Origin of the sequence: Salinivibrio socompensis S35 (genome assembly GCF_000513715.1) — a bacterium.
Lineage (GTDB): Bacteria > Pseudomonadota > Gammaproteobacteria > Enterobacterales > Vibrionaceae > Salinivibrio > Salinivibrio socompensis.
In genome coordinates this window covers 1-2426 of record NZ_AQOD01000210.1, presented here as the reverse complement: position 1 = coordinate 2426, position 2426 = coordinate 1, and the positions used below count along the sequence as shown (strand labels likewise).

The 2426-nt window shown below is 45.0% G+C and carries 3 protein-coding genes; all 3 read right to left on the bottom strand.

The window, feature by feature from the left end; translation table 11 throughout:
• Positions 1 to 763: ISAs1 family transposase (locus DZ54_RS0116975; protein ID WP_025675392.1), on the bottom strand; the 763-nt coding region annotated here is incomplete at its 3' end.
• A 78-nt stretch (positions 764 to 841) separates the two neighbouring features.
• Entirely contained in the window at positions 842 to 1495 is a 654-nt protein-coding gene (locus tag DZ54_RS0116970) for a hypothetical protein (RefSeq protein ID WP_051416094.1), read from the bottom strand.
• On the bottom strand, positions 1495 to 2247 hold the full coding sequence (locus tag DZ54_RS0116965) for a hypothetical protein (protein ID WP_025675390.1): 753 nt from the start codon (positions 2245 to 2247) through the stop codon (positions 1495 to 1497). Before DZ54_RS0116965 ends, DZ54_RS0116970 begins: the two co-directional genes overlap by 1 nt.
• Between the last annotated feature and the right edge of the window lie 179 nt (positions 2248 to 2426).

Genomic DNA, 2426 nt, shown 5'->3' with positions numbered 1-2426 from the left:
CTTGTAGTGATGGCCAACGGCTAAAGTCGCCGGATAAACATTCTTTATCAAGCACATAGCACTGACGCGATTCAATACGACCGTGACCATATTCAAACTCGACATCGTCATTGAAGGTTCGACGTTGCTCACTGAATGCCGCGGTGATCGCGTTCGCCAGCTTGCCCTGGTTTTGTTTCACTGCTAATAAGTAATCGCCACCTTGTTCAAGAATCGTCTTGGCAATCGTCGTTTGGCAGGCCATGGCATCGATGATGACTAGCGCACCACGTAAGTCAAGAAGGCGGATTAGCTCGGGAATAGCACTGATTTCATTGCTTTTTTCGTCTGTCTTGAGCTGACCAAGTACCAGATGATTTTCGCTGGCATATGCACTGACCATGTGGATCGTACTGCTTCTATCTTCACGGTTGTACGAGCCTTTCAGCGTTTTACCGTCGATCGCGACCACTTGGCCATCCGTCATTTGATGGACTGCTTTCATCCAATCGATAAAGCAGGCTTGAAAGGCATTCGGTTCAATCGAAGAGATGGCACGAGCGATGGTATCGTCGGCAGGAATACCGTCTTTAAACATATCATGACTCTTAAACCAATCATGGTGGCCTAGGATGTATTCTCGAATCTCGTACCATCCTCTCGAACCCGCAATAACCGCGCACAATGAAGCAAAGAGCAGGTCGAATAGCGGGTAGGTTATCTTGGCACTCTGGCGATTATCATCAACGGCGCTGAAGTAGTCTTTAAATGTATCGATATCCACGGTATCTATCCCGAACTATTTTAGAATCGGCCTATATGATCACAGCCAGAGGTGATCGTCAAACTGATCCTTTTTTGGTTAAAAAACGTTCGCGATCTCGCCCTGGGGTACAACCGCATCTTTTTCTTCCAAAGAAGAGAAGTAAAAGTTTCGACTACTGCAGTATTCAGTGGGAATATTACTATCAATGCGTAATATGCTATCGTTCATCGGATTAAATAATATGGGTCTATCCGAAAAGAATACCTCATGCTTTTCCGTCGTTGGCTTAAAATTCGTCATCCCAAACGACATTAGAGCAAAACCACCAGCCCCAACAAACGCAAGAAGACCAAGCACAAACACGGCAATAACACAAACCACGATACCCACCCACGCAAAACCACGCACTACCTGATAAGCAACATCAGGGATCATGTCTTTTTCTGTATAGTGAATACCCAAAGAAGTTAAGTGATAACAGCGATGTTTATCGGGTAGAAACAAGTATCTCGATGCAAAAATCATCAGTGTCAAAAAGCCACTTAATCCCCAAAAAGCAAATGAGTCGACAGTCAATTTCTCGAGCACTGACCAAAGAAACAAAAGAAATGATGTTCCAGCAAATATCGACAGTCCCCACTTAACCATACTCTCGTGTTTCAGGCCCGCACCAATAGACTCCCAAGAATAAATCACCTGAGCAGCGTAAAGCTGCTCCTCGAGGAGTTCTGTGTTTTTTCCATTACTCATTATTCAATTCTCACTTCAATGGTACGCTTGGCAAATTTTTTATCTCTCGGGGCTGAATTTACGGTTAGATCACCTTGGTGGTTACCAACAGCCACATAGCCAAGCATCTCATCTTCTGACGCTTGCCAAGCAAAAGGCATACTGACGAGTACCGCCACCGTATCGTCGGTGGTACCCCCTAAATCTAATCGATAGATTAGGCTTCCAGATGCTTTGTCTTTGCTCCATATACCACCTTGCTCATTGACTACCACTGCAGATTTCGGCTCAGCGACACGATAGTGGTAGCTCTTATCTTTGGGTTTACGGGTGATTTGTAAACCAATTTTTGTATCCCGAGTAAACGCAGGCAGGGTTAATTCTAATTGCCACTGTTCTGTGCCAGCGTCCATCCATTGTGAAGGTCGCCGACTTGGGATAGCATTTAGTCGAATTTGAGGTTTATGAATAACTTGGTCCAAACGCTTTAGCTCTTCAAGGAATTCCCACTGACTCGGCTGTCTCCCCCAGGTAGAGTGAAGCAACCATTTTTCGAGCTCTGAGCGTTTAAAAACATTGATGACTACAATAGCTATCAAATAAGCGATACCCGCAATCATTAGCGTCGACAGCATCCAAGTTGCAATAATGGAGCTAATACTGGTGGATAATATACCGAATCGGCTAAAGATGTTTGCACCTAGTTGGATAAAAAATACGAGCGCCTGAGCTGTCGTAGATACGCCTTTTAGGGCATACCCCAGCGTTTCCATCGGCGCGTTGCTTGAATCTAATACCTTTTCACCACTATCCAACGTTTCTAGCCCCGAGCTAATAAGCCAAATAATGAAACCATCGCTGTGGTTTTAGCAAAGGTCTTTAGTAAGGCCCCTTTGGCTTTACCCTCCCTCGTCTATTGCTTCACGAAGGCTCACTTCCAGTAGTGTTCCAT

Coding starts and splice junctions, on each gene's coding strand:
- DZ54_RS0116965 (WP_025675390.1), bottom strand. CDS start 2,247: ATGGAAACGCTGGGGTATGCCCTAAAAGGCGTATCTACGACAGCTCAG.
- DZ54_RS0116970 (WP_051416094.1), bottom strand. CDS start 1,495: ATGAGTAATGGAAAAAACACAGAACTCCTCGAGGAGCAGCTTTACGCT.